At 56.1% G+C, this 22983-nt stretch carries 26 protein-coding genes; 20 read left to right on the top strand and 6 right to left on the bottom strand.

The window, feature by feature from the left end:
• Positions 1 to 126 precede the first annotated feature (126 nt).
• Complete coding sequence (locus tag C1N69_RS15905; RefSeq protein WP_025757151.1) at positions 127 to 1305, top strand: MFS transporter; 1179 nt, start codon at positions 127 to 129, stop codon at positions 1303 to 1305.
• A 90-nt stretch (positions 1306 to 1395) separates the two neighbouring features.
• Here C1N69_RS15905 and flk read toward each other — a convergent pair whose 3' ends face one another.
• The gene (gene flk / locus C1N69_RS15895; RefSeq protein WP_045285799.1) at positions 1396 to 2400 is read right to left on the bottom strand and encodes a flagella biosynthesis regulator Flk; all 1005 of its coding nucleotides are present in this window, start codon (positions 2398 to 2400) and stop codon (positions 1396 to 1398) included.
• A 113-nt stretch (positions 2401 to 2513) separates the two neighbouring features.
• Between flk and pdxB the strand changes: the two genes are divergently transcribed.
• The 15 genes from pdxB (at position 2514) to hisP (ending at position 16537) form a co-directional block, all read left to right on the top strand.
• A complete protein-coding gene (pdxB, locus tag C1N69_RS15890) occupies positions 2514 to 3650 on the top strand; it encodes a 4-phosphoerythronate dehydrogenase PdxB (protein ID WP_155031512.1) in 1137 nt (378 codons plus the stop codon).
• 67 nt (positions 3651 to 3717) lie between these two features.
• Positions 3718 to 4731 carry an aspartate-semialdehyde dehydrogenase gene (locus C1N69_RS15885; protein WP_025757154.1) on the top strand — a complete coding sequence of 338 codons (1014 nt, stop codon included), beginning with the start codon at positions 3718 to 3720 and terminating at the stop codon, positions 4729 to 4731.
• Entirely contained in the window at positions 4731 to 5543 is an 813-nt protein-coding gene (truA, locus tag C1N69_RS15880; RefSeq protein ID WP_025757155.1) for a tRNA pseudouridine(38-40) synthase TruA, read from the top strand. The genes C1N69_RS15885 and truA overlap by 1 nt, the downstream gene beginning before the upstream one ends.
• A 28-nt stretch (positions 5544 to 5571) precedes the next feature.
• Entirely contained in the window at positions 5572 to 6231 is a 660-nt protein-coding gene (locus C1N69_RS15875) for a DedA family protein (RefSeq protein WP_045402676.1), read from the top strand.
• A gap of 154 nt (positions 6232 to 6385) precedes the next feature.
• Positions 6386 to 7291, top strand: coding sequence for an acetyl-CoA carboxylase, carboxyltransferase subunit beta (gene accD, locus C1N69_RS15870; RefSeq protein ID WP_025757157.1), 906 nt, complete (start codon positions 6386 to 6388; stop codon positions 7289 to 7291).
• 70 nt (positions 7292 to 7361) lie between these two features.
• Positions 7362 to 8630, top strand: coding sequence for a bifunctional tetrahydrofolate synthase/dihydrofolate synthase (gene folC, locus C1N69_RS15865; RefSeq protein WP_047959158.1), 1269 nt, complete (start codon positions 7362 to 7364; stop codon positions 8628 to 8630).
• Positions 8620 to 9318 (top strand): cell division protein DedD, encoded by a 699-nt coding sequence (dedD, locus tag C1N69_RS15860; protein WP_025757159.1) that lies wholly within the window; start codon positions 8620 to 8622, stop codon positions 9316 to 9318. The genes folC and dedD overlap by 11 nt, the downstream gene beginning before the upstream one ends.
• 165 nt (positions 9319 to 9483) lie before the next feature.
• Complete coding sequence (gene cvpA, locus C1N69_RS15855; protein WP_000262116.1) at positions 9484 to 9972, top strand: colicin V production protein; 489 nt, start codon at positions 9484 to 9486, stop codon at positions 9970 to 9972.
• Positions 9973 to 10008: 36 nt separating this feature from the next.
• Complete coding sequence (gene purF / locus C1N69_RS15850) at positions 10009 to 11526, top strand: amidophosphoribosyltransferase (protein WP_045285794.1); 1518 nt, start codon at positions 10009 to 10011, stop codon at positions 11524 to 11526.
• Positions 11527 to 11614: 88 nt separating this feature from the next.
• A complete protein-coding gene (locus C1N69_RS15845; protein WP_025757161.1) occupies positions 11615 to 12184 on the top strand; it encodes a UbiX family flavin prenyltransferase in 570 nt (189 codons plus the stop codon).
• Between the two features lie 291 nt (positions 12185 to 12475).
• Positions 12476 to 13258 carry a lysine/arginine/ornithine ABC transporter substrate-binding protein ArgT gene (argT, locus tag C1N69_RS15840; RefSeq protein ID WP_025757162.1) on the top strand — a complete coding sequence of 261 codons (783 nt, stop codon included), beginning with the start codon at positions 12476 to 12478 and terminating at the stop codon, positions 13256 to 13258.
• Positions 13259 to 13484: 226 nt separating this feature from the next.
• Positions 13485 to 14267: a histidine ABC transporter substrate-binding protein HisJ gene (hisJ, locus tag C1N69_RS15835; protein WP_023336423.1), complete on the top strand. Its 783-nt coding sequence runs from the start codon at positions 13485 to 13487 to the stop codon at positions 14265 to 14267.
• Between the two features lie 88 nt (positions 14268 to 14355).
• Positions 14356 to 15042 carry a histidine ABC transporter permease HisQ gene (locus tag C1N69_RS15830; protein WP_008502591.1) on the top strand — a complete coding sequence of 229 codons (687 nt, stop codon included), beginning with the start codon at positions 14356 to 14358 and terminating at the stop codon, positions 15040 to 15042.
• Complete coding sequence (locus tag C1N69_RS15825; protein WP_008502590.1) at positions 15039 to 15755, top strand: ABC transporter permease; 717 nt, start codon at positions 15039 to 15041, stop codon at positions 15753 to 15755. Before C1N69_RS15830 ends, C1N69_RS15825 begins: the two co-directional genes overlap by 4 nt.
• Before the next feature lie 8 nt (positions 15756 to 15763).
• Positions 15764 to 16537: a histidine ABC transporter ATP-binding protein HisP gene (gene hisP, locus C1N69_RS15820; protein WP_014832781.1), complete on the top strand. Its 774-nt coding sequence runs from the start codon at positions 15764 to 15766 to the stop codon at positions 16535 to 16537.
• 139 nt (positions 16538 to 16676) lie between these two features.
• Here the strand turns inward: hisP and C1N69_RS15815 are convergent, their stop codons facing one another.
• From C1N69_RS15815 to yfcG, 4 genes are all read right to left on the bottom strand, one after another.
• The gene (locus C1N69_RS15815) at positions 16677 to 17186 is read right to left on the bottom strand and encodes a GNAT family N-acetyltransferase (protein WP_155031511.1); all 510 of its coding nucleotides are present in this window, start codon (positions 17184 to 17186) and stop codon (positions 16677 to 16679) included.
• A gap of 44 nt (positions 17187 to 17230) precedes the next feature.
• On the bottom strand, positions 17231 to 18124 hold the full coding sequence (locus C1N69_RS15810; protein WP_032672455.1) for a TIGR01777 family oxidoreductase: 894 nt from the start codon (positions 18122 to 18124) through the stop codon (positions 17231 to 17233).
• Between the two features lie 13 nt (positions 18125 to 18137).
• Positions 18138 to 18506 carry a dihydroneopterin triphosphate 2'-epimerase gene (gene folX / locus C1N69_RS15805; RefSeq protein WP_025757165.1) on the bottom strand — a complete coding sequence of 123 codons (369 nt, stop codon included), beginning with the start codon at positions 18504 to 18506 and terminating at the stop codon, positions 18138 to 18140.
• A 75-nt stretch (positions 18507 to 18581) separates the two neighbouring features.
• Positions 18582 to 19211: a GSH-dependent disulfide bond oxidoreductase gene (gene yfcG, locus C1N69_RS15800; protein WP_047959154.1), complete on the bottom strand. Its 630-nt coding sequence runs from the start codon at positions 19209 to 19211 to the stop codon at positions 18582 to 18584.
• Between the two features lie 141 nt (positions 19212 to 19352).
• On the opposite strand from yfcG, the gene yfcF reads away from it, so the two are divergent.
• From yfcF to yfcD, 3 genes are read left to right on the top strand one after another with little or no spacing between them, the layout of a single operon-like run.
• Positions 19353 to 19997 (top strand): glutathione transferase, encoded by a 645-nt coding sequence (yfcF, locus tag C1N69_RS15795; protein WP_025757167.1) that lies wholly within the window; start codon positions 19353 to 19355, stop codon positions 19995 to 19997.
• A 56-nt stretch (positions 19998 to 20053) separates the two neighbouring features.
• Positions 20054 to 20605: a phosphodiesterase gene (yfcE, locus tag C1N69_RS15790; RefSeq protein ID WP_059385202.1), complete on the top strand. Its 552-nt coding sequence runs from the start codon at positions 20054 to 20056 to the stop codon at positions 20603 to 20605.
• 55 nt (positions 20606 to 20660) lie between these two features.
• A complete protein-coding gene (yfcD, locus tag C1N69_RS15785; protein WP_025757169.1) occupies positions 20661 to 21215 on the top strand; it encodes an NUDIX hydrolase YfcD in 555 nt (184 codons plus the stop codon).
• Positions 21216 to 21218: 3 nt separating this feature from the next.
• On the opposite strand, the gene C1N69_RS15780 is transcribed toward yfcD, so the two are convergent.
• Positions 21219 to 22238 carry a LacI family DNA-binding transcriptional regulator gene (locus C1N69_RS15780; protein WP_045285787.1) on the bottom strand — a complete coding sequence of 340 codons (1020 nt, stop codon included), beginning with the start codon at positions 22236 to 22238 and terminating at the stop codon, positions 21219 to 21221.
• A 233-nt stretch (positions 22239 to 22471) separates the two neighbouring features.
• On the opposite strand from C1N69_RS15780, the gene C1N69_RS15775 reads away from it, so the two are divergent.
• On the top strand, positions 22472 to 22915 hold the full coding sequence (locus tag C1N69_RS15775; RefSeq protein WP_155031510.1) for a PTS sugar transporter subunit IIA: 444 nt from the start codon (positions 22472 to 22474) through the stop codon (positions 22913 to 22915).
• Positions 22916 to 22983 lie beyond the last annotated feature (68 nt).

Raw genomic sequence — 22983 nt, 5'->3', positions numbered from 1 at the left:
CACACCTCAACATTATCCTCACGATAATGCGTAAGCGTTTAACGTCAACCAACGCACCTTAATCCTGGTAAACAGGTAGAGGGGGCGTGGCATTTCCCCGCCTTACTCTTCATTTCGGAGTAAAGCATGACTGCAGTCACTCAAACAGAAACAACCTCTTCAGCGAATGTCTCGCTGTTCCGTATCGCTTTTGCGGTATTCCTGACCTATATGACCGTTGGCCTGCCGCTGCCGGTGATCCCGCTGTTCGTTCATCAGGAGCTCGGGTATGGCAACACCATGGTTGGCATCGCTGTAGGCATTCAGTTTTTAGCCACGGTATTAACCCGCGGCTACGCCGGGCGACTGGCGGATCAGCACGGTGCGAAACGTTCAGCGCTCCAGGGAATGTTTGCCTGCGGGCTGGCGGGCGGCGCATGGCTACTGGCCGCGCTCCTGCCGGTAGACGCGGCGTATAAATTTGCTCTGCTGGTGCTGGGCCGTTTAATCCTCGGTTTTGGTGAAAGCCAGTTGCTGACCGGCACCCTGACCTGGGGAATGGGGCTGGTGGGGCCCGCCCGTTCCGGCAAGGTGATGTCCTGGAACGGCATGGCTATCTATGGCGCCCTGGCCGCCGGTGCGCCGCTTGGGCTGCTCATCAATAGCCAGTTTGGGTTTGCGACGCTTGCGGCCACCACCATGCTGCTGCCGCTGCTGGCGTGGGCCTTTAACGGCTCGGTGCGTAAAGTGCCCGCGCACAAAGGTGAGCGTCCTTCCCTGTGGAGCGTGGTCGGCCAAATCTGGCAGCCGGGTCTTGGCCTGGCGCTGCAGGGCGTGGGCTTTGCGGTAATTGGTACTTTCGTCTCGCTCTATTTTATGAGCCGTGGCTGGGCGATGGCCGGCTTTACGCTCACCGCGTTTGGCGGTGCGTTTGTGCTGATGCGCGTATTCTTCGGCTGGATGCCGGATCGCTTTGGCGGTGTGAAGGTGGCGGTGGCGTCGCTGGTCATTGAAACTATCGGTCTTCTGCTGTTGTGGAATGCACCCGTGGCATCCGTTGCGCTGCTTGGCGCGGCGCTGACCGGCTGCGGCTGTTCTCTGATTTTCCCGGCACTTGGTGTGGAAGTGGTGAAGCGCGTGGCCCCGCAGGTGCGCGGTACGGCGCTCGGCGGTTATGCGGCGTTTCAGGATATCTCATACGGCGTAACCGGGCCGCTGGCCGGGCTGTTAGCGACGTCGTTTGGCTATCCGTCCGTCTTCCTGGCCGGTGCGGTTTCCGCAGTGGTGGGGATTGTGGTGACGCTGGTGGCGTTTCGTAGAACGTGAGCCGTTGTTGCCGGGTGGCGGCTGCGCCTTACCCGGCCTACGGTTCGGGGCGTTGTAGGCCCGGTAAGCGTAGCGCCACCGGGCAAATCCTCAGGCAACCAGCCAGAAAATCGCCAGTGCAATCAGTAACGCAATAAACAGCAATCCCGGACGCGCAGAGAGGGTTCTGAACGTCTCCACAACCGGCGCAAACAGCGGGCTGTAGATCGGCTGAATATCTCTCACCTCCGGTACGCCGCCTTCGCGCTCGGCGCGGCGAACGAAGATCTGATTGAGCACATCCTGCACCTGCGCGGTGGTCAGAACCGTTTGCGGGGTGGCCTGCCAGTTTTGCTGGGCATAGTCCCGAATCATCTCAAACTCATGCGGTTCCAGCGGCTGTTTAAGCGCAGCCTGAACGGTATGCAGGGTAGGGGCGCTCTGGGTGCTGAGCGTCTGGCGCGCCTGCAGCCAGGTTACCAGATGGGTAAACTGTTTTGCGGGGATCAGCTCGCCCGCCTTCACGCCGGACAACTCCAGCATGGATTGCCAGATAAGCTTCGTCGGTTCGCCGGTGGCCGCGGCAAGCTTGGTCACCATCTGCTTAAGCGTGTTGTGCTCGGCAGGCAGCAGCGAGCGTTCGGTCGACGGACGCACCTGAGGCTGTGGAATAGAGAGTTCATTGTTCTGCAGCAGCGTCAGCACCGTTTTAAGCTGCTCCGGCGTCAGCTGACCCAGAGCGGTCTGACCATACTGCTGGCGAATAAAATCACTTACCGCCTGGCGGTTATTCCCCTGGCCCAACAGCTCCGTCAGCTGCGCGACAATCTGGCGCGTGGTGTGGTTCTGCTGCGCGGTGGTAATACGCTGGTTCAGGTTTTGCTCAGCGGCAGGGAAGTGGCGCGACTGGAGCGGCGCGTCGTTTCTCATACCCAGGTCATGCTTTACCCCGGCCCAGACTTCCGCATTTTGCTGCGAAGTCAGCGCAATCAGGCGCGTGATCAGGCGCTCCAGCACGGTGCGCTGTTGCGTGGATAGCGGTTGTTCACCGGCAACGTTTTGCGTGACAGGGCCTTCACCCGGAGGGCGCGGCGGCGTACCTGAAATGGGCTGCATCGTCAAAAATCCTTAAAGTCAAAACTCAGCGTAAACCTGGCATACGTATATGCCTGGCGGCCAGATTATGGCACACTTGGCAGGTTTTCTTCCTCTCAAACAGGTACTCAGACGTGAAAATCCTCGTTGATGAAAATATGCCTTATGCCCGTGAGCTGTTTAGCCGCCTGGGTAACGTGAAGGCTGTCCCTGGTCGTCCGATCCCGGTCAACGAACTGGATGACGCAGACGCGCTGATGGTGCGCTCGGTGACCAAAGTAAATGAGGCACTGCTCGCCGGTAAAGGGATCAAGTTCGTCGGGACCGCAACGGCAGGGACCGATCATGTGGATGATAAATGGCTTGCGCAGGCCGGGATCGGTTTTTCCGCCGCGCCGGGCTGTAACGCCATTGCCGTCGTGGAATATGTTTTCTCCTCGCTGCTGATGCTGGCCGAGCGCGACGGTTTTGCGCTTAAAGACCGCACGGTGGGGATTGTCGGCGTGGGCAACGTTGGCGGACGCCTGCAAAAGCGTCTGGAAGCGTTAGGGATCCGCACGCTGCTGTGCGATCCGCCGCGCAAAGACAACGGCGAGGAGGGGGATTTCCGCTCGCTGGATGAGCTGGTTGAACAGTGCGATGTCCTGACGTTCCACACACCGCTGTTTAAAGAGGGGCCGTATAAGACTTTGCATATGGCTGACGAGGCGCTGATCCGCCGTCTGAAGGCTGGCACTATTCTGATAAATGCCTGCCGTGGTCCGGTGGTGGATAACGCCGCGCTGCTGAAATGTCTGGAAGCGGGACAGGATCTCAGCGTGGTGCTGGACGTCTGGGAACCAGAGCCGGAACTCAACGTTGCGCTGCTGAACAGGGTGGACGTTGCGACCGCACATATCGCGGGTTATACGCTTGAGGGGAAAGCGCGCGGTACGACGCAGGTCTTCGAGGCCTACAGCGCCTTTATTGGCCACCCGCAGCAGGTGGCGCTGGATACCTTACTCCCCGCACCTGAATTTGGCCGTATTACCCTGCACGGTCCGCTCGATCAGGCAACGCTGAAAAGGCTGGTGCATTTGGTGTATGATGTGCGCCGCGATGATGCGCTGCTGCGTAAAGTGGCGGGGATCCCGGGTGAGTTTGATAAGCTGCGCAAGCACTACGTTGAGCGCCGCGAGTGGTCTTCCCTGTATGTGATGTGCGATGACGCCCCGGCGGCGACGCTGCTGCACAAGCTGGGTTTTAACGCCGTTCATCACCCGGCGCATTAATGTCTTCTTAATGCTCCCTGTCGGATACTCCGACAGGGACGCTTTTTTATTTCTGGAGTAAACCACCATGTCTGAAGGCTGGAATATTGCCATTTTAGGTGCCACGGGTGCCGTGGGCGAAGCCCTGCTCGAAACCCTTGCTGAGCGTCAGTTCCCGGTGGGCGATATCTATGCGCTGGCGCGTACCGACAGCGCGGGTGAGCATCTGCGTTTTAACAGTAAATCCGTCATGGTCCAGGATGCCGCCGCGTTCGACTGGACGCAGGCGCAGCTGGCGTTTTTCGCCGCGGGCGCTGAAGCCACGGCGGCGTACATTGAAGAGGCGACCAACGCCGGCTGCCTGGTGATCGACCTGAGCGGCCTGTTCGCTCTGGAGCCGGACGTGCCGTTGGTGGTGCCGGACGTGAACCCGTTCGTGCTGGCCGACTACCGTAACCGCAACATCATCGCGGTACCTGACAGCCTGACCAGTCAGCTGCTGACGGCCCTGAAACCGCTGATCGACGACGGTGGCCTGTCGCGCATTGCCGTCACCAGCCTGCTTTCCGTGTCCGCGAACGGCAAAAAGGCCGTCGATGCGCTGGCAGGGCAGAGCGCGAAGCTGCTGAACGGCATCCCGATTGACGAAGATGATTTCTTTGGTCGCCAGCTGGCGTTCAACATGCTGCCGATGCTGCCAGATAATCAGGGCTCCGTGCGCGAAGAGCGCCGTATCGTGGACGAAGCGCGTAAAATTCTGCAGGACGATGGCCTGATGATCTCCGCAAACGTTGTGCAGTCCCCGGTCTTTTACGGTCACGCGCAGATGGTGAGTTTTGAGGCGCTACGCCCGCTGGCGGCGGAAGAGGCGCGTGATGCATTTGGCCGCGGTGAAGATATTGTGCTTTCCGAAGAGCGCGAGTTCCCGACCCAGGTGGGTGACGCTACCGGAAGCGCGCACCTCTCTGTCGGCTGCGTGCGTAACGATTACGGTATGCCGGAGCAGGTTCAGTTCTGGTCTGTTGCCGATAACGTCCGCTTTGGCGGCGCGCTGATGGCGGTGAAGATCGCTGAAAAACTGGTGCAGGAGTACCTGTACTGATGTCCGCAGTGGATCAAAAGCCGGTTCATAAAATTGCCCTCGGTATCGAGTACGACGGCAGTAAATATTATGGCTGGCAGCGTCAGAATGAGGTGCGTAGCGTCCAGGAAAAGCTGGAGAAAGCGCTTTCTCAGGTGGCAAACGAGCCGATCAACGTCCTGTGCGCGGGGCGCACTGACGCCGGTGTCCACGGGACGGGGCAGGTGGTGCACTTTGAAACCACCGCGGTGCGTAAAGATGCCGCCTGGACGCTGGGTGTAAATGCGAATTTACCTGGTGACATTGCTGTGCGCTGGGTGAAAGCTGTACCGGATGATTTTCATGCGCGCTTCAGCGCCACGGCGCGTCGTTACCGTTATGTCATCTACAACCAGCGCCTGCGTCCGGCGGTGTTAAGCCAGGGCGTGACGCATTTTTATGAACCGCTCGATGCGGAACGCATGCATCGTGCGGCGCAGTGTCTGATTGGTGAAAATGACTTTACCTCATTTCGTGCGGTGCAGTGTCAGTCCCGCACGCCGTGGCGTAACGTCATGCACATAAACGTCAGCCGTTTTGGCGCGTATGTGGTGGTGGATATCAAAGCCAATGCCTTTGTACATCATATGGTGCGGAATATTGTGGGCAGCCTGATGGAAGTGGGTGCCGGACACCAGCCGGAGAGCTGGATTGCAGACCTGCTGGCAGCGAAGGACAGAACGCTTGCGGCAGCCACGGCGAAAGCGGAAGGGTTGTATCTGGTCTCAGTAGACTATCCGGATCGATTTGACCTGCCGAAACCGCCAATGGGGCCGCTCTTTTTAGCGGACTAAACAAAGGTGCAATTAAGGCTTAGACAATATGGACGTAATTCGTTTTTTGATTGATTTCATCCTGCATATTGATGTTCACCTGGCAGAGCTGGTCGCGCAGTATGGCGTCTGGGTTTATGCCATTCTGTTCCTCATTCTGTTTTGTGAAACCGGTCTGGTCGTTACCCCCTTCCTGCCAGGCGATTCACTGCTGTTTGTCGCCGGGGCATTGTCGGCGTTACCCACCAACGATCTGAACGTGCACCTTATGGTGATACTGATGGTGATTGCCGCGATTGTCGGTGACGCGGTCAACTACACCATTGGTCGCGTGTTCGGTGAGCGGCTGTTCAGCAATCCGGATTCGAAAATTTTCCGTCGCAGCTATCTGGACAAAACCCATGCGTTTTATGAACGCCATGGTGGAAAAACCATTATCCTTGCGCGTTTCGTGCCTATTGTGCGTACATTCGCACCGTTTGTGGCGGGAATGGGGCATATGTCCTATCGTCATTTTGCGGCTTATAACGTGGTGGGCGCGCTGCTGTGGGTACTGCTGTTTACCTATGCAGGCTATCTGTTTGGCGATCTCCCGGTGGTTCAGGAAAATCTTAAGTTACTGATTGTAGCGATTATTGTGCTTTCCGTCCTGCCGGGCGTTATCGAAATTATTCGTCACAAACGTGCGGCGGCAAAACAAGCGAAGTAAATGCACACTGGCGGTTCGACCACTTTTTTATCCAAAGTTTCGGGCTGTTATGTTTTAATGTGCAACATTCATGGTCTGTTGGAGGCAAAAATGGCATTATTCGCCTCTTATAGCAAAACTGGCATACGACCAGGTTCAGGCAGAAAGGTTATCAATGAGCTGGATTGAACGAATTAAAAGCAACATTACCCCAACGCGCAAAGCGAGCATTCCTGAAGGGGTATGGACGAAGTGTGATAGCTGCGGCCAGGTTCTGTATCGCGCAGAGCTGGAACGCAACCTTGAGGTGTGTCCGAAGTGTGACCACCATATGCGTATGTCGGCGCGCAACCGCCTGCATAGCCTGCTGGACGAAGGTTCTCTGGTAGAACTGGGCAGCGAGCTTGAGCCAAAAGACGTGCTGAAGTTCCGCGACTCCAAAAAATATAAAGATCGTCTGGCCTCTGCACAGAAAGAGACCGGCGAGAAAGACGCGCTGGTGGTGATGAAAGGCACCTTGCATGAGATGCCGGTTGTTGCCGCTGCGTTTGAGTTCTCCTTTATGGGCGGCTCAATGGGCTCCGTGGTTGGTGCGCGCTTTGTGCGTGCCGTTGAGCAAGCGCTGGAAGATAACTGTCCGCTGATCTGCTTCTCTGCCTCCGGAGGGGCGCGTATGCAGGAAGCCCTGATGTCTCTGATGCAGATGGCGAAAACCTCAGCTGCGCTGGCGAAAATGCAGGAGCGCGGTCTGCCGTATATCTCCGTGCTGACCGACCCAACCATGGGCGGCGTTTCTGCAAGCTTCGCGATGCTGGGCGATCTGAACATCGCTGAGCCAAAAGCGCTGATCGGCTTTGCGGGTCCTCGCGTTATCGAACAGACCGTTCGTGAAAAACTGCCGCCTGGCTTCCAGCGCAGTGAGTTCCTCATCGAGAAAGGTGCCATCGACATGATCGTCCGCCGTCCGGAAATGCGCCTGAAGCTGGCGCGCATCCTGGCGAAGCTGATGAATCTGCCAGCGCCGAACCCGGATGAGCCGCGCGAAGGCGTGGTGGTACCGGATCAGGAACCCGAGGCCTGATAACTGAAAAGGGCAGGGCCAGCTGGCGCTGCCCTTTTGCTTTCTAATCTGTTAATGACAACCGGGCATTATGGAAAATAAAAGCATTCCCCAAGCCACGTCGCCCCTGGCCGCGTGGCTTTCTTATCTGGAAAACCTGCACAGTAAAACCATCGATATGGGCCTTGAGCGCGTAAGCCAGGTTGCTGCGCGACTTGATGTGCTAAAACCGGCGCCTTTCGTATTCACCGTCGCAGGCACCAACGGCAAAGGCACCACCTGCCGTACGCTGGAATCTGTTCTGATGGCTGCGGGTTACAGGGTTGGTGTTTACAGCTCTCCACACCTGGTACGCTACACCGAGCGCGTTCGCGTGCAGAACAGCGAACTGCCGGAATCGGCGCATACCGCGTCGTTCGCGGAAATTGAAGCCGCACGCGGTGAGATTTCATTAACCTATTTTGAATACGGCACCCTGTCGGCGCTGTGGCTGTTCAAACAGGCACAACTGGATGTGGTAATCCTGGAGGTCGGCCTCGGCGGACGTCTTGATGCCACCAATATGGTCGATGCGGATGTGGCGGTGGTCACCAGCATTGCGCTGGACCATGTCGACTGGCTGGGGCCGGATCGTGAAAGCATTGGCCGCGAGAAGGCCGGCATTTTCCGGGCGAATAAGCCGGCGGTTGTCGGCGAGCCGGATATGCCGCACACCATTGCGGATGTCGCAAACGAGAAGGGCGCGCGTCTGCTGCGCCGCGGCGTGGACTGGCAGTATGAAGTTCAGGACAACGGCTGGCGCTTTAGCGATGCACAGGGCACGCTTGAGCACCTGCCACTGCCGCAGGTGCCGCAGCCGAACGCGGCAACGGCTCTGGCAGCACTTCGCGCCAGCGGGCTGGCGGTGAGCGAGCAGGCGATCCGCGACGGTATACAGCAGGCGATTCTGCCCGGGCGGTTCCAGATTGTCAGCGAGTCACCACGCCTGATTCTGGATGTGGCGCACAACCCGCATGCGGCGGCGTATCTCGCGGGACGTCTCAAATCGTTACCAAAAACCGGGCGCGTGCTGGCGGTTATCGGTATGCTTCATGATAAAGATATCGGCGGGACGCTGGCCTGCATGGAGAGTGTGGTCGATAGCTGGTATTGTGCTCCTCTGGAGGGGCCACGCGGCGCGACGGCTGAGCAACTGATGGAACATCTCGGCAAAGGCGCAATCTACACTAGCGTGGCGCAGGCCTGGCATGCCGCGATGGCTGATGCTAAACCAGAAGATACCGTGCTGGTGTGTGGTTCATTCCACACGGTGGCACATGTCATGGAAGTGATGGACGCGGGGAGAACCGGTGGCGAGTAAGTTTCAGAACCGTTTAACAGGAACCATTGTGCTGGTCGCGCTCGGGGTGATTATTCTTCCGGGGTTGCTCGACGGGCAGAAAAAGCATTACCAGGATGAGTTTGCCGCTATTCCGCTGGTCCCTAAACCGGGCGACCGGGATGAGCCGGATATGCTGCCCGCGGCAACGCAGGCGCTTCCCGCTCAGCCACCGGAAGGTGCGGCGGAAGAGGTACGGGCGGGCGATGCCGCAGCACCGTCACTCGATCCGTCTCGTCTGGCGGCCGCGAGCAACAACGATATCGATCCTGTGCCGGTAGAGCAGCCTAAACCGGTTGAAAAACCGAAGCCGGTCGATAAACCACAGCCGAAACCGCAGCGGGATAAAACGGCAGAACAGCTTGCCGCGGCGTCAGAGACGCCTCCGCCAGCAAAACCGGCTCAGCAGGACGCGGCGGCCCCAACGGGTAAAGCTTACGTTGTGCAGCTTGGCGCGCTGAAAAATGCGGACAAGGTCAATGAGGTGGTGGGTAAACTGCGCAGTGCGGGATACCGTGTTTATACTTCACCTTCCACGCCGGTGCAGGGTAAAATTACCCGTATCCTCGTGGGGCCAGAAGCGTCTAAAGACAAACTGAAAGGTTCGCTCGGCGAGCTGAAGCAGATCTCCGGTCTGAGCGGCGTCGTGATGAGCTACAGCGCGAACTAAGTACGACCTGCTCCTTAAAGAGAGAGGCGATAAGCCACGGCGTTGAACATTTTTTCAGCGCCTTTTTTATTTACGCGCGGGAAGGAAATCCCTACGCAAACGTTTTCTTTTTCTGTTAGAATTCGCCCCGAACTGGATGACAGGGCGTTAAATCGTGGGACATATATGGTCTGGATTGATTACGCCATCATTGCGGTGATTGGTTTTTCCTGTCTGGTTAGCCTGATCCGTGGCTTTGTTCGTGAAGCGTTATCGCTGGTGACCTGGGGTTGTGCTTTCTTTGTCGCCAGTCATTACTACACTTACCTGTCTGTCTGGTTCACGGGCTTTGAAGATGAACTGGTCCGAAATGGAATCGCCATCGCGGTGCTGTTTATCGCGACGCTGATTGTCGGCGCTATCGTGAATTATGTGATAGGTCAGCTGGTCGAGAAAACCGGTCTGTCAGGAACGGACAGGGTACTCGGGATCTGTTTCGGGGCATTACGAGGCGTGCTGATTGTGGCCGCGATCCTGTTCTTCCTGGATACCTTCACCGGGTTCTCCAAAAGTGAAGACTGGCAGAAATCGCAGCTCATTCCGGAGTTCAGCTTCATCATCAGATGGTTCTTTGACTATCTGCAAAGCTCGTCGAGTTTTTTGCCCAGAGCGTAATCCGTTCTGAGATGTGGCTTAACGAGGAAAAGACGAATGTGCGGTATTGTCGGTATCGCCGGTTTCATGCCGGTAAACCAGTCGATTTATGACGCGTTAACGGTGCTTCAGCACCGTGGGCAGGATGCTGCGGGTATCATCACCATTGATGCAAACAACTGCTTCCGTTTACGCAAGGCGAATGGCCTGGTAAATGATGTGTTTGAAGCCCGCCATATGCAGCGTCTGCAAGGTAATATGGGGATCGGTCACGTTCGTTATCCTACTGCTGGCAGTTCCAGCGCCTCTGAGGCTCAGCCTTTCTACGTCAACTCACCGTATGGCATTACCCTGGCGCATAACGGTAACCTGACCAACGCACACGAGTTGCGTAAAAAGCTGTTCGAAGAGAAACGTCGCCACATTAACACCACCTCTGATTCTGAAATCCTGCTCAATGTGTTCGCCAGCGAGCTGGATAACTTCCGCCACTATCCGCTGGAAGCAGACAACATCTTTGCTGCGATTGCCGCGACAAATCGCCAGATCCGCGGTGCTTACGCCTGTGTAGCGATGATCATCGGTCACGGTATGGTGGCCTTCCGCGATCCAAACGGCATTCGTCCGCTGGTGCTCGGCAAGCGCGACCTCGGCGATGGTCGTACCGAATATATGGTTGCCTCTGAGAGCGTGGCGCTGGACACCCTGGGCTTTGAGTTCCTGCGTGACGTGGCGCCGGGCGAAGCGGTGTACATCACCGAGAAAGGCCAGCTGTTTACCCGCCAGTGTGCCGATAACCCGGTCAGCAACCCGTGCCTGTTTGAATACGTTTACTTCGCCCGCCCGGACTCCTTCATCGACAAGATTTCCGTCTACAGCGCGCGCGTGAACATGGGTACCAAGCTTGGCGAGAAGATTGCCCGCGAGTGGGACGATCTCGATATCGACGTCGTGATTCCTATCCCGGAAACCTCCTGCGATATCGCGCTGGAAATCGCCCGTATTCTCGATAAGCCATACCGTCAGGGCTTCGTGAAGAACCGCTACGTTGGCCGTACCTTTATCATGCCTGGCCAGCAGCTGCGCCGTAAATCCGTGCGCCGCAAGCTGAACGCCAACCGCGCGGAGTTCCGCGACAAGAACGTGCTACTGGTGGATGACTCCATCGTCCGCGGCACCACCTCAGAGCAGATTATCGAGATGGCGCGCGAAGCCGGGGCGAAGAAAGTCTACCTGGCTTCTGCGGCTCCAGAGATTCGTTTCCCGAACGTGTACGGGATCGATATGCCAACCGCCAACGAGCTGATTGCTCACGGTCGCGAAGTGGATGAAATTCGCCAGATCATCGGTGCCGATGGCCTGATTTTCCAGGATCTGAACGATCTCATCGACGCGGTGCGCGCCGAGAACCCGGATATTCAGCAGTTTGAATGCTCCGTGTTCAACGGGGTATATGTCACCAAAGACGTTGACCAGCAGTACCTCGACTATCTGGATTCGCTGCGCAATGACGACGCAAAAGCCGTTCAGCTGCAAAACGATCTCGAAAGTTTAGAGATGCACAACGAAGGGTGATCTTCGGCAGGTGAGGGCGTTCGCCCTCACTTGCAACTCCCCGCAAAATCCTGCACAGTCTGCCCTGAAATCAGTAAGGGCGAAAATCATGAAACGACTCATTGTTGGGCTCAGCGGCGCCAGTGGCGCGATTTACGGCGTACGTCTGTTACAGGTTCTGCGTGACGTGGCGGACGTCGAGACCCATCTGGTCATGAGCCAGGCGGCGCGACAGACCCTCTCTCTGGAGACCGATCTCTCCCTGCGCGATGTGCAGGCTCTGGCGGATGTCGTTCACGATGCCCGGGATATCGCTGCCAGTATCTCTTCCGGCTCGTTTAAAACGGCTGGCATGGTTATCCTTCCCTGTTCGATTAAAACCCTCTCCGGCATTGTGCACAGCTATACCGACACCCTGGTCACCCGCGCGGCGGATGTGGTGCTGAAGGAGCGTCGTCCTCTGGTGCTCTGCGTGCGGGAAACGCCGCTGCACCTGGGCCATTTGCGTTTAATGACCCAGGCCGCCGAACTCGGCGCGGTGATCATGCCCCCGGTCCCGGCGTTTTATCATCGCCCGACCTCGCTGGATGACGTGATTAACCAGACCGTTAACCGCGTGCTCGATCAGTTCGACATTGACCTGCCGGCCGATCTCTTCACCCGCTGGCAGGGAGCCTGAATTTGTGCACAAACAGTGTGCATGAAAAAAGACGTTGCCCTGTTTCAGGGCAATTATGCAACGGCGATCATATCCTCGACATTTAATTCGTTTTTTCCCTTTTTCTCTCTCCGGTTCGTTCGGCAGACCTGCTATCTTTCACCATTAAGGCAGTATCGCAACGTTTTATTAACATATTTAACGTCGAAGTTTTAACCAGACGGCAATGTGGCATAAGACCTGCAAGATGAAGCCTGCAACACAACACACAACACAATACATAATAAAATCACGGTACTTGAGGGTAAATGTATGAAGAAGACGGTTCTGGCTCTGTCTTTGCTGGTGGGGTTAAGTGCGGCAGCAGGTAGCTACGCAGCGCTTCCACAGACAGTTCGTATCGGTACAGACGCAACCTACGCGCCATTCTCTTCCAAGGATGCGAAAGGCGATTTCGTGGGGTTTGATATCGATCTGGGTAATGAAATGTGCAAACGCATTGCGGTGAAATGCACATGGGTGGGCAGCGACTTTGACGCGTTAATCCCGTCGCTGAAAGCCAAGAAAATCGACGCCATTATCTCTTCTCTCTCCATCACCGAAAAACGTCAGCAGGAGATTGCCTTCTCAGACAAGCTCTACGCCGCGGATTCTCGCCTGATTGCGCCAAAGGGTTCCCCGATTCAGCCCACCATCGACTCGCTGAAAGGCAAGCATGTGGGTGTGCTGCAGGGGTCGACGCAGGAAGGCTATGCCAATGCTAACTGGCGTGAGAAAGGCGTAGACGTGGTGGCTTATCAGAACCAGGATCTGATTTACTCTGATCTGGCGGCAGGCCGTCTGGATGCGGCATTCCAGGATGAAGTCGCGGCAAGCGAAGGCTTCCTGAAACAGCCTGCGGGTAAAGAGTTCGCCTTTGCAGGCCCGTCTGTGAAAGACAAAAAATACTTTGGTGACGGCACCGGTATTGGCCTGCGTAAGGATGATACCGAGCTGAAAGCCGCCTTCGACAAAGCCTTTGCTGAGCTGCGTAAAGACGGTACTTACGACAAACTGGCGAAGAAATACTTCGACTTCAACGTCTACGGTGACTAAGACCTGACGATAACGCACCGCAAAGGTGCGTTACGGGTGGGATTGACCCAATGCAGTGCATTTGTTGCACTGTATTGGATCGCTGTGTGCATACTTACGCATTTAAAATGCAAAAATTCCCGGCTGAAAGGCATTAATCTTTGCCTGACTAAGGGGATTAATGGCACATTAGCACCACCCCGTCGTCGTAAAAATCCCGTATGAAGACAGTTTGTTGAGGATAAATATGAAAAAGCTCGTGTTGTCATTATCTCTGGTGCTGGCCTTTTCCAGCGCCACCGCGGCATTCGCAGCCATTCCGCAGAAAATTCGGATTGGTACCGATCCAACCTATGCACCGTTCGAATCAAAGAATTCAAAGGGTGAACTGGTCGGTTTTGACATCGATCTGGCCAATGAGCTGTGCAAACGCATCAAAGCACAGTGTACGTACGTTGAGAACCCGCTGGATGCGCTGATCCCGTCTCTGAAAGCGAAAAAAATCGACGTGATTATGTCCTCGCTCTCCATTACCGAAAAACGCCAGCAGGAGATTGCCTTCACCGACAAACTCTACGCGGCCGATTCTCGTCTGGTGGTGGCTAAAGCTTCCGACATTCAGCCAACGCTGGAATCCCTGAAAGGCAAACGCGTCGGCGTACTGCAGGGCACCACGCAGGAAACCTACGGCAACGAGCACTGGGCGCCGAAGGGGATTGAAATCGTCTCCTATCAGGGCCAGGAAAATATCTACGCTGACCTGACGGCAGGCCGAATTGATGCCGCTTTCCAGGATGAAGTCGCCGCGAGCGAAGGCTTCCTGAAAACGCCGGTGGGTAAAGATTACAAGTTTGGCGGCCCGTCCATTAAGGATGTGAAGTTGTTTGGTGTAGGGACCGGTATGGGCCTGCGCAAGGAAGACAACGAATTGCGTGAAGCGCTGAACAAGGCGTTTGCTGAAATGCGCGCGGACGGAACGTACGACAAACTGGCGAAAAAATACTTCGATTTTAATGTTTACGGCGGCTAATCGCCCCGTCATATAACGTGCGGCCCCTCCCGCTGCGGGAGGGGAAAAGACACGGTTCCACCACTCACGATACGACAGGGCTCGCGGTATGCTGTACGGATTTTCTGGCGTTATTTTACAGGGCGCGCTTGTCACCCTTGAGCTGGCTATCAGCTCCGTGGTGCTGGCGGTGCTGATAGGTCTGGCAGGCGCAGGGGCGAAGCTTTCGGCTAACAAACCGCTGGCGCTGATCTTTGAAGGCTATACCACACTCATTCGCGGCGTTCCCGATCTGGTGCTGATGCTGCTGATCTTTTACGGTCTGCAGATTGCGCTTAACGGCATAACAGACGCGATGGGTATGGGACAAATTGATATCGACCCGATGGTGGCCGGTATTATTACCCTCGGTTTTATCTACGGTGCCTACTTCACTGAAACTTTCCGCGGGGCTTACATGGCCGTGCCGAAAGGTCACATTGAGGCGGCAACCGCATTTGGTTTTACCTCTTCACAAACGTTTCGTCGGATTATGTTCCCCGCCATGATGCGCTATGCGCTGCCTGGCATCGGTAATAACTGGCAGGTCATCCTCAAAGCCACCGCGCTGGTCTCGCTGCTGGGCCTGGAAGACGTGGTGAAAGCCACGCAGCTGGCAGGCAAAAGCACCTGGGAGCCGTTCTACTTTGCGGTGGTCTGTGGCGTTATCTATCTGGTCTTTACGACTGTCTCCAACGGGGTGCTGCTTCTGCTTGAGCGTCGCTATTCCGTGGGTGTGAAGAGGGCTGACCTGTGATTGAGATTATTCAGGAATACTGGAAATCGCTGCTGTGGACAGATGGCTACCGCTTTACCGGCGTGGCGATCACGCTCTGGCTGTTGATCTCCTCGGTGGTGATGGGCGGCATTCTGGCGGTGTTTCTTGCCATTGGCCGCGTGTCGAACAATAAATTTATCCAGTTCCCAATCTGGCTGTTTACCTATGTGTTTCGCGGTACGCCGCTCTACGTGCAGCTGCTGGTCTTCTATTCGGGGATGTACACGCTTGAGATCGTCAAAGGCACAGAGATGCTGAATGCGTTCTTCCGTAGCGGTCTGAACTGTACGGTACTGGCGTTGACGCTCAACACTTGCGCCTATACCACCGAGATTTTTGCGGGGGCCATTCGCTCTGTCCCTTACGGTGAAATTGAAGCGGCGCGTGCGTACGGTTTTTCTTCTGTGAAACTCTACCGTTGCATTATCCTGCCGTCGGCGCTGCGTATTGCGTTACCGGCATACAGTAACGAAGTGATTTTGATGCTGCACTCCACCGCGCTCGCCTTTACCGCGACGGTACCGGACCTGCTCAAAATTGCGCGTGATATTAACTCCGCGACCTATCAGCCGTTTACCGCGTTTGGCATTGCGGCGGTGCTCTATTTAATTATCTCTTATGTATTGATTAGCCTGTTCCGTAAGGCTGAAAAACGCTGGTTGCAGCATATAAAACCTTCTTCGACGCACTGAGAAAGATGATGGCTGAGAACAAATTAAACGTAATTGATTTGCACAAACGCTACGGCGAACATGAAGTGCTGAAAGGGGTGTCGCTGCAGGCGAATGCGGGCGACGTGATCAGTATCATCGGCTCATCCGGCTCGGGTAAAAGTACCTTCCTGCGCTGCATCAACTTCCTCGAAAAGCCGAGCGAAGGCTCAATTGTGGTGAGCGGGCAGAATATTAACCTGGTGCGTGACAAAGACGGCCAGCTAAAGGTGGCCGACAAGAACCAGCTGCGCCTGCTGCGTACGCGTCTGACGATGGTGTTCCAGCACTTTAACCTCTGGAGCCATATGACGGTGCTGGAGAACGTCATGGAAGCGCCGGTGCAGGTGCTGGGCCTGAGCAAGCATGAAGCCCGCGAGCGGGCGGTGAAATACCTTGCAAAGGTGGGTATCGACGAGCGCCAGCAGATGAAATACCCGGTGCACCTCTCCGGCGGCCAGCAGCAGCGTGTCTCTATCGCCCGCGCCCTGGCAATGGAACCTGAGGTACTGCTGTTTGACGAACCGACCTCAGCGCTGGACCCGGAACTCGTTGGCGAAGTGCTGCGCATCATGCAGAAGCTGGCCGAAGAGGGCAAAACGATGGTGGTGGTGACGCACGAGATGGGCTTCGCCCGTAACGTCTCGAACCACGTAATTTTCCTGCATCAGGGGAAAATTGAAGAGCAGGGGCACCCGGATGAGGTGCTGGCGAACCCGCAAAGCCCGCGTTTGCAGCAGTTCCTGAAGGGTTCTTTGAAGTAGGTTTTGCCTTTCTCCCTCTCCCTGTGGGAGAGGGCCAGAGTGAGGGCATCAGGCCGCGGTGCAGCTCAATCGCCCGGTGGCGCTTCGCTTACCGGGCCTACAAAAACCGTAGGCCGGGCAACGCCGTGCCGCCCGGCATTCAGAGCGCACCGCACTCCAGCCGATACACCCAGTCGTCATAGCGCACGCCGTCAATCTCATACGCCTTTTCCAGCACCTGGGTACGCACAAATCCGGCTTTCTCCAGCACCCGCACCGACCCGCCGTTGTCCGCCAGCACGTAGGCGTTAATCGCCTTCACGCCGGTCTGGTTAAAGGCGTATTCACACACCGCGCACAGCGCCTCGCTGGCGATGCCTTTTCCCTGTGCGGCAGGCACGACCGTATAGCCGATATCGGCCTCATCATGATTCTCAGGGCTGATTTGCAGGCCGATGTCGCCAAGGGGGGTGTCATCATTACGAAAGCGGATCACAAAAACATGTGCAGCCGTAAGCCGCGCGGCAAACACGCGTCGGGTCTCTTTTTCCGGGGCGATGGCGGCCATATAGCGCATGATGCTGCGATCTTCGCGCAGCGAGCGAAAGAAGGCCCAGTCAGTGGGTTTGAAGGGAGTGAGATGAAGCCGGGGGGTAGTGAGAGTTGCCATTGTTACGCCATTTCATCGGAACATGGCGTACGACTGTAGCATATTCACCGCACCACATCCCCCAGCGCTTCCTCAAGGTCATACCAGCGGAACGCGAACCCGGCCGCTTCCAGCCGTTTGGGCAGCGCCCGTTGCCCGCCTAATACCAGCACCGCGGCTTCACCCATCATCAGGCGGATCACCGTAGCGGGCACCCGCAAAATCGCCGGACGGTGCAGGGCATGTCCCAGCGCATGGGCAAACTGCTCATTACGCACCGGATACGGCGCAACCATGTTAAACGGCCCGCGTAGATCGTTATCCAGCAGCCAGAGAATACCGTTGACCATATCGTCGATATGGATCCAGGCCAGATACTGACGCCCATTACCGATGGGCCCGCCAAGTCCAAGCCGGAAAGGGGGAAGCATTTTCGCCAGAATGCCGCCTTTCGGTGCCAGGACAACGCCGGTCCGCAGCAGGCAGACGCGGGTCCGATCGCTCTGCGCCGCGCAGGCAATACGCTCCCACTGGGCGCAGAGTTTATGGGTGAACTCGTTATGGGGCGGCTCTTCCTCGGTGACCACCACCTCGCCGAGATCGCCGTAGTAGCCCACAGCGGAGCCTGAAATCAGCACCGAAGGCGGGGTGTGGCTGTTGCGGATAAGCTCGACCAGCTTTTCGGTGATGTTCCACCGGCTGCTGCACAACAGCTGTTTTTGCTCTTCCGTCCAGCGCTTATCGGCGATGGGTTCACCCGCGAGGTTAATGACGGCGTCGAAGCCGTCGAGATTTTGCTGATCGGCGAGATTTTTCCAGATGTCGACACCAGCACCCAGCACCTGGCGTGCTTTCTCAGGGCTGCGCGTGACCACGGTAATGTCGTGATGCAAGGCCTGCAGACGCGCAATAAGGTGACGACCAATGAGGCCTGTACCGCCGGTCAGCAAAATCTTCATACAACCTCCAGGTTTACGCCTGGCGTTTCCAGCTTAGCGTCATAGAGACGGAGTCGGCGTAACGCAGGGCGTGAAGTTTATCGATCTCAACTTCAGCATAAGTGACCCAGTGATGTTCGCGTGCGATATCGAGCACATCCTGAGTTAATTTTTCCAGCAGAGAGAAGCGGTTATTCTCCACGTACTGGATGATATTTTTGGTGATGGTGCGGTAGTTCAGCGCATCATTGATGTCTTCACTGGCCCGCGCTTTGTCTGCGGGATAGTGAATCACCACGTTAATGACAATATCCTGACGGTTGGCGATCTCTTCCTCTTTGATACCGATGAAGGTACGCAAGCGTAAATTTTTTATACGAATAATGGCGTCTGGCTGTGACATTGCAGGTCTTCTCCGTGTCAGTATTTCCCGCTCATCATACATGAGAGGCTCACAGGCACCCAGCCTCATACCGGGTTAAATTTGCTGGATTTTTTGCATCGCGCGTTCGGTCGCCGGGCGGGTACGTATGCGCTCGAACCAGTTGTTTACCGCCGGGTAAGCGCCTAAGTCAATCCGGTGTTTTTCATGCGTATTCACCCACGGCCAGCAGGCGATGTCGGCAATACTGTAATGATCGCCCCCGAGCCACGGCGTCTTCTCCAGCCGACGGTTCAGAACGCCATAGAGCCGCTGAGTTTCAACCTGATAGCGCTCTATCGCATAAGGAATGGGCTGCGGGGCGTAGGCGGTAAAATGGTGATTTTGCCCAAGCATGGGCCCCAGCCCGCTGGCTTGCCAGAAGAGCCACTGCAGGGTGTGATGACGCTCGCGTAACTCCCCGCTCAGCAGCTTGCCGGTTTTCTCCGCCAGGTAGAGCAGAATTTCACCGGATTCAAACAGGCTCAACGGCCTGCCCCCGTCCGTCGGCTGGTTATCAATAATGGCCGGAATTTTATTGTTCGGCGAAATAGCCAGAAAGAGAGGGCTGAACTGATCGCCTTTGCTGATATCCACGCGAATGATCCTGTAATCCAGTTCGGCCTCCTCGAGAAAAAGGGTGATCTTGTGGCCGTTTGGGGTAGGGGCATAATAAAGGTCGATCATTCTCAACTCCTGTCCATGCGAAGAGTGGTGCCATATCAAATGAGTATAGGTGGTTGTTGTAAATCGTGAGTTTTCATCAAGTGACAGCGAGGCAAAGAGATTATATGTTGAGTCAAAACCCGATCAGCCAATGAGGATGTTATGAACCAGCCCGTAATCACGTTGTGGTCCGATGCGAATTTCTTTTCTCCCTATGTCATGAGCGTATACGTTGCGCTGGCCGAAAAAGGACTCACTTTTACGCTGAAGACCGTTGATCTTGACGGTGGTGAACATCTTAAACCGCAGTGGCAGGGATACGACCTGACCCGACGCGTGCCGGTGCTGGAAATAGAGGGTTTTGCCCTGAGCGAATCGTCGGCGATCGATGAATATCTGGAAGATCGGTTTTCGCCGCCAGAGTGGGAGCGGATCTATCCTCACGATCTGCAAAAGCGCGCCCGGGCGCGGCAGATTCAGGCGTGGCTGCGCAGCGATCTGGTGCCGATTCGCGTGGAACGCCCGACGGATGTCGTGTTTGCCGGGGTAAAAAAGCCCGCCCTGAGCGCAGAAGGCCAGGAAAGTGCCCAAAAACTGATTGATACCGCCACCTTACTGCTCGCTCATGGCAACCCGAACCTGTTCGGTGAGTGGTGTATTGCTGACGCCGATCTGGCGTTAATGCTAAACCGTTTGATCCTCAACGGTGATGCGGTACCGCAGCTGCTGGTCGATTATGCCGCGTTTCAGTGGCAGCGAGCCTCCGTGCAGCGCTATGTGGCACTCTCCGCTAAGCATGCGGGCTGATAAGCCCTGACGCTTCAGGTATGATGGGGGCAGTCTGTTTTCCCGAGGAGTGACTGATGAAACTGATGTTTGCGTCGGATATCCATGGATCGCTGCCCGCGACCGAGCGTGTCCTCTCCCTGTTTGCACAAAGCGGCGCGCAGTGGCTGATCATTCTGGGCGATGTGCTTAATCACGGCCCGCGCAATGCGCTGCCGGAAGGCTACGCCCCTGCGCAGGTGGCTGAAAAACTGAACGCGTATGCCTCGCGTATTATCGCCGTTCGCGGCAACTGCGACAGCGAAGTGGACCAGATGCTGCTGCATTTTCCCCTCACCGCGCCGTGGCAGCAGGTGCTGCTGGAACACAGCCGACTGTTTCTGACGCATGGCCATCTTTTTGGCCCGGATAATCTCCCGGCGCTCGCGGCTGGCGATGTCCTGGTTTACGGTCATACTCATATTCCGGTTGCTGAAAAACGCGGTGATACTTATCACTTTAATCCGGGGTCGGTCAGCATACCGAAAGGCGGATATCCTGCGAGTTATGGCATGCTGGAGAGTAATACCCTGAGCGTTATCGCACTTAATGATCAGCAAGTTATTGCGCAGGTAACGATTAATCCGTAAGTTACACCTCAACTGCAAACGCGCCGACAGAGCGCTTAGACGAGAAGGTTTCCCGATGGTGGAGCAGAGTCATTTGGCAAGTACAGAGTGGGTTGACATTGTCAACGAAGAGAATGAAGTGATCGCGCAGGCCAGCCGCGAACAAATGCGTGCGGAGCGCTTGCGTCACCGTGCGACATATATCGTTGTCCATGACGGTATGGGTAAAATTCTGGTTCAGCGCCGCACGGACACCAAAGATTTTCTCCCGGGTATGCTGGATGCCACTGCAGGCGGCGTTGTCCAGGCGGATGAGGTGCTGCTGGATTCCGCGCGTCGTGAAGCGGAAGAAGAGTTAGGTATTGCCGGTGTGCCGTTTGCCGAACATGGTCAGTTCTACTTTGAGGATGAACATTGCCGCGTCTGGGGCGGGCTGTTCAGCTGCGTTTCTCATGGCCCGTTCGCCCTGCAGGAAGAAGAAGTCAGCGAAGTAAACTGGATGACGCCGGAAGAGATTACCGCGCGTTGCGACGAGTTTACGCCGGATTCGTTAAAAGCGCTGGCGCTCTGGATGAGCCGTAACGCCAATAACGAATCGACTAAATCCGAGAAAGAGGAAGAGGCCGAGTAAGCGCTAGCAACTCTCCCTCAGACACAGACTGGACGCGATGGGTTTTTGGTCGCGCCAGTCTCCGCCATTCAGACGCTCCAGTAACGCTTTTCCGGCTTCAATCCCAATCTTACGATGCGGTACCGCCATGGTGGTCAGCGGCGGCTGACAGACCCGGCTGACGTCGCTATCTCCAAAACCCACTATCGCCAGATCGTCCGGTACTTTGATGCGCCTGCGCTGGCATTCGTACAGCGCCCCGCAGGCCAGTTCGTCAGAAACGCACACCAGCGCATCCAGCTCCGGCCAGGCCAGCAGGAATTCAGGCAGTTGCGCCGCACCGGTCGAGAAACTCGGCGACATGGCCGCGTTAATGACCCGGTTTGGCGACATGTGGTGGCGCAGCATGGCTTTGTACCAGCCCTGCAGATGCTGCTGGAAAATCCACTGTTCCTGGTTGGCGCACAGCAGGCCAATATTCTGATAGCCGCGCTTAATGACCATTTCCGTGAGTTCATACATGGCCGCCACGTTATCAATCCCGATGTTCATATCGATCGGGTCGGCGCGCATGGCCCCCATCTCCATCACCGGAATAGAGGCATTCTTCAGCCAGTGACGAACGGTGTCGGTATGTTCAACGCTGAGCAGGATAGCGGCGGCGATATTTGACGCCAGCAGCGTCTCCAGCAACTTCTCTTCCTGCTCAAGGCGGTGCTGGGATTCAGCCAGCATGATTTGATATCCGGCGGGCTGCAGCACCTGCTGTAGCCCGGCGAACATCTCCGAGCAGCCTGCTTCGGAGAGGTTAGGCACCACCATGGCTATGGTCCATGAGGAGGCCGAGGCCAGCGCGCTGGCGGCAAGATTGGGCATATAACCCAGTTCCTGCACCGCGGCTTCAATTTTTTCTCGTAGTTTATCGGAAACCTGTTCAGGCGTGCGGAGTGCACGGGACACGGTCATCGTGCCCACACCGGCAAGCTGTGCGACATCGGCGAGTGTCACTTTACCAGTACTGCGCCGTTTTCGGGTTAGAGACATACACCTTCCTGCTGACCAGACGCGTTCGTTTTCCTTCATTTCACGTGACACGCAGTATACGCCTTAAATCCCTTTTTTTGCTGTGATTTCACGCCAGGATAGGAATTTGATAGCGCTATCACACTTCTGAATGTTAGATCTTGGTAGCGCTATCTTTGTGATAATCATCACGGTTAATAATGAATGTGTTGAATAAAGTTTGCTCATCTTTTGCAGTCTGGCGGGAGTGAAAAGTGCTGAAAAAATGGATATATGATACAACCATCACGCTGCAGGATAGCGTTGAAAGCTGGCCGCAGGCCCTTGAGATCTGCGCGAAACCGCTGCTGGAGCTTAAGACGATAGCGCCAGAATACGTGACGGCAATCATTGAGCAACACCATACGTTAGGACCTTATTATGTGCTGGCACCAGGGCTGGCTATGCCGCATGCGCGGCCGGAGGAAGGCGCCAAAGGACTGGGATTGTCATTATTAAAACTCAAGCAGGGCGTCTCTTTTGGTGCCGGTGAGTTCGACCCTGTGGATGTGATTATTATGCTCGCGGCACCGGACAAAAATAGCCATATCGAGATGATCTCGGCGCTGGCTGAGTTATTTTCCAGCGAGGCCGATATGGCCGAACTGCATCAGGCGAATACGCTGGAGGAGATAAAAACGATTATTAACCGCTTCTGATTTACTTTTTTTAACCCGCTTTTTCACAACATTACGCGTCAGCGTGGTGGGGCGTACTCTACTCAAAA

This window comes from Enterobacter sichuanensis, assembly GCF_009036245.1.
Lineage (GTDB): Bacteria > Pseudomonadota > Gammaproteobacteria > Enterobacterales > Enterobacteriaceae > Enterobacter > Enterobacter sichuanensis.
Note: the sequence above shows the minus strand (reverse complement) of the source record. Positions and strands in the feature narration are given on the sequence as shown.

Excerpts from the sequence above, each read along its gene's own strand:
- C1N69_RS15905 (WP_025757151.1), top strand. The coding sequence starts at position 127 with ATGACTGCAGTCACTCAAACAGAAACAACCTCTTCAGCGAATGTCTCG.
- flk (WP_045285799.1), bottom strand. The coding sequence starts at position 2,400 with ATGCAGCCCATTTCAGGTACGCCGCCGCGCCCTCCGGGTGAAGGCCCT.
- C1N69_RS15885 (WP_025757154.1), top strand. The coding sequence starts at position 3,718 with ATGTCTGAAGGCTGGAATATTGCCATTTTAGGTGCCACGGGTGCCGTG.
- truA (WP_025757155.1), top strand. The coding sequence starts at position 4,731 with ATGTCCGCAGTGGATCAAAAGCCGGTTCATAAAATTGCCCTCGGTATC.
- C1N69_RS15875 (WP_045402676.1), top strand. The coding sequence starts at position 5,572 with ATGGACGTAATTCGTTTTTTGATTGATTTCATCCTGCATATTGATGTT.
- accD (WP_025757157.1), top strand. The coding sequence starts at position 6,386 with ATGAGCTGGATTGAACGAATTAAAAGCAACATTACCCCAACGCGCAAA.
- folC (WP_047959158.1), top strand. The coding sequence starts at position 7,362 with ATGGAAAATAAAAGCATTCCCCAAGCCACGTCGCCCCTGGCCGCGTGG.
- cvpA (WP_000262116.1), top strand. The coding sequence starts at position 9,484 with ATGGTCTGGATTGATTACGCCATCATTGCGGTGATTGGTTTTTCCTGT.
- purF (WP_045285794.1), top strand. The coding sequence starts at position 10,009 with ATGTGCGGTATTGTCGGTATCGCCGGTTTCATGCCGGTAAACCAGTCG.
- C1N69_RS15845 (WP_025757161.1), top strand. The coding sequence starts at position 11,615 with ATGAAACGACTCATTGTTGGGCTCAGCGGCGCCAGTGGCGCGATTTAC.
- argT (WP_025757162.1), top strand. The coding sequence starts at position 12,476 with ATGAAGAAGACGGTTCTGGCTCTGTCTTTGCTGGTGGGGTTAAGTGCG.
- hisJ (WP_023336423.1), top strand. The coding sequence starts at position 13,485 with ATGAAAAAGCTCGTGTTGTCATTATCTCTGGTGCTGGCCTTTTCCAGC.
- C1N69_RS15830 (WP_008502591.1), top strand. The coding sequence starts at position 14,356 with ATGCTGTACGGATTTTCTGGCGTTATTTTACAGGGCGCGCTTGTCACC.
- hisP (WP_014832781.1), top strand. The coding sequence starts at position 15,764 with ATGGCTGAGAACAAATTAAACGTAATTGATTTGCACAAACGCTACGGC.
- C1N69_RS15815 (WP_155031511.1), bottom strand. The coding sequence starts at position 17,186 with ATGGCAACTCTCACTACCCCCCGGCTTCATCTCACTCCCTTCAAACCC.
- C1N69_RS15810 (WP_032672455.1), bottom strand. The coding sequence starts at position 18,124 with ATGAAGATTTTGCTGACCGGCGGTACAGGCCTCATTGGTCGTCACCTT.
- folX (WP_025757165.1), bottom strand. The coding sequence starts at position 18,506 with ATGTCACAGCCAGACGCCATTATTCGTATAAAAAATTTACGCTTGCGT.
- yfcG (WP_047959154.1), bottom strand. The coding sequence starts at position 19,211 with ATGATCGACCTTTATTATGCCCCTACCCCAAACGGCCACAAGATCACC.
- yfcF (WP_025757167.1), top strand. The coding sequence starts at position 19,353 with ATGAACCAGCCCGTAATCACGTTGTGGTCCGATGCGAATTTCTTTTCT.
- yfcE (WP_059385202.1), top strand. The coding sequence starts at position 20,054 with ATGAAACTGATGTTTGCGTCGGATATCCATGGATCGCTGCCCGCGACC.
- yfcD (WP_025757169.1), top strand. The coding sequence starts at position 20,661 with ATGGTGGAGCAGAGTCATTTGGCAAGTACAGAGTGGGTTGACATTGTC.
- C1N69_RS15780 (WP_045285787.1), bottom strand. The coding sequence starts at position 22,238 with ATGTCTCTAACCCGAAAACGGCGCAGTACTGGTAAAGTGACACTCGCC.